This window comes from Trichococcus patagoniensis (assembly GCF_003051085.1).
Taxonomy (GTDB): Bacteria; Bacillota; Bacilli; order Lactobacillales; family Aerococcaceae; genus Trichococcus; species Trichococcus patagoniensis.
The window spans coordinates 1-1,934 of the sequence record NZ_QAOM01000040.1 but is presented as its reverse complement, the minus strand read 5'-3'; the positions used below and the strand labels follow the sequence as shown (position 1 = coordinate 1,934).

2 protein-coding genes are annotated in these 1,934 nt (G+C 45.0%); one reads left to right on the top strand and one right to left on the bottom strand.

The window, feature by feature from the left end; genetic code table 11:
* Window positions 1-512: 512 nt before the first annotated feature.
* Window positions 513-674 (top strand): hypothetical protein, encoded by a 162-nt coding sequence (locus C8U37_RS14530; protein ID WP_170100322.1) that lies wholly within the window; start codon window positions 513-515, stop codon window positions 672-674.
* 525 nt (window positions 675-1,199) lie between these two features.
* Here the strand turns inward: C8U37_RS14530 and C8U37_RS14260 are convergent.
* A complete protein-coding gene (locus C8U37_RS14260; protein ID WP_108033779.1) occupies window positions 1,200-1,886 on the bottom strand; it encodes a CBS domain-containing protein in 687 nt (228 codons plus the stop codon).
* Window positions 1,887-1,934: the final 48 nt, after the last annotated feature.

Below are 1,934 nucleotides of genomic sequence, written 5' to 3'. Positions count from 1 at the left end.
CCCTTTTGGGTCTTCATTTTTTGTCTATTTCTCTTTTCACCCGGTCCGGTGTGGAATTTAGTTTTACAAACTGGAATTTACTATTGCAAGTAACCATAAATAGGCAGTCATGTTGTACACTCTTTTACTTAAGCTTAGTACATGAATACGGCATCGAAAATGTACCACTAATGCATTATTTTTGGTTCTTCCGCAAAAAGACGTTTTTTAAATTTTCAACATTAATTTAGCCCGTAATAGCTGGAGACTTCCTCTACCGTACATTATTCGTTTAATCATTTTTAGTTTGTTATTTTCTGTTCATCAATTTTTTCGCGAACAGAAACTGGGAACGTTACTGAATCAATCCAATATCCGGAAAGAAGCAGGTAGCTCACACGACGATTGTCTTCACCTGTTACATCATGCTTGCCCTTCGGACACGCGAAGAACAAGATTCCAGGACCCTCGGTCAGCTATTCTTTTTGTGTTGTGATGAGCTGGAGGACATCCGCTTTGCAGAGGCGATTCTATTGGTATTGGACTATCTGAAGGCTTCCTTGACGGAAGAACCTACCTTGTCCGAAGAAATGGTGCAGTCCCTTCTGGACAAAGTTTTCGATAATTTTCCAGCCTTCTTGAAAAGAGCATTTCTTCAACCGGAAAAGCAACTTCCAAGTGCTTTAGCGGCATAATATTATAGCTGAAAATATTGATGTATCAAGTCTAGATGGTCTTTTTTAGTGTGCGAAAGTTGAGATATTAATATTTAGTTGGGTCATATCCATTCTCCTTTGCGATGTTGTGTGGTAACTACATTGTACCGAAGGTTTGGGTATGGCCTTTTCTTTTTACACAATTATACGGAAACAACTTAAAAATACAAGCCGAATCTTGCGTTCAGCGATATGTCATCAGGTATCCGGAAATTTCCAAATAAAAGAGCCGTCTCACTTGAGGTAGCCTCTTTTCGTCGCTCTCCTCCGGCGAACGGAGGCTTCGCCGGAGTTCAGCCAGCATTCTGCTTATGTTCTCCGATGAGCGCGGCTTCATCGGAGGTAAGGCCGAAAATTACCGGAGTTCTCCGGTGAGTGGACCCTTCACCGGAGCTGCGCACGCATTCCGGCGCGCTCCTCCGTCCAGCAGCATGCACGTATGAAAGACAGTCCGCCTCGCATCGAGGTAGCCTGTCGCTATTTTTTCTGAATTATTTCCTGTCTCTAAACTTCCACCAAGTCGAAGCGGGTGATGATGCCGAGCAGGTTTTCGGTATTTTTGCCGCTGTGCGTGACCAGGAGCGCATCAATCTTTTGGTTGTCGAACTGCGCTTCGGCTTCATAGATGGTTGCGTCTTTTTTGACGAAGGCAAAATTATTTTTGTTCTCGTCCAATACAAGGATATCCCGCGCCAGCGTTCCGCCGATCGAAATGGTCGCCTCGTGCGCATGTTGGGATAGCCAGTGCGTGATGCCGTTCTCCGTCAACAGTCCAATCACTTTGCCGTTTCCGTCCTTGATCGGGAATTGGGTCAGGTCGGTATTCCGTATCGTTTCCAGGACCGCAGACAGCGGTGTCGTTTCCTTGAAAAATTTCACATCGTCCGACTTGATATCGAAAGCCGTCTTCGGCTTCAACAGTTGTTCGTGAATCGCTTTGATCATATTCAGAGACTCCTCGTTGGCGAGCACAAGATCACCCTGATTTCCATGGCTCAGGAAATTCCGCAGATCCCCCAGTATCTGAAAATCATCGCGTTTCCTTTTCACATAGCTGTCGTAGCGCGATGCGTTCTCCACCAACTCGTAAAAGCTGTAGTAAGATTTTCCCCGGTTCGGTTTGTATTCCTTGTTGAAGAAACTCTCGATGTCATTGAAATAACCCAGAAACGCTTCATTATTGTCATTCAATCGCCTTCACCCTCTCTCCTGTCGCTCTCATTATGCCTCTATTCTAAC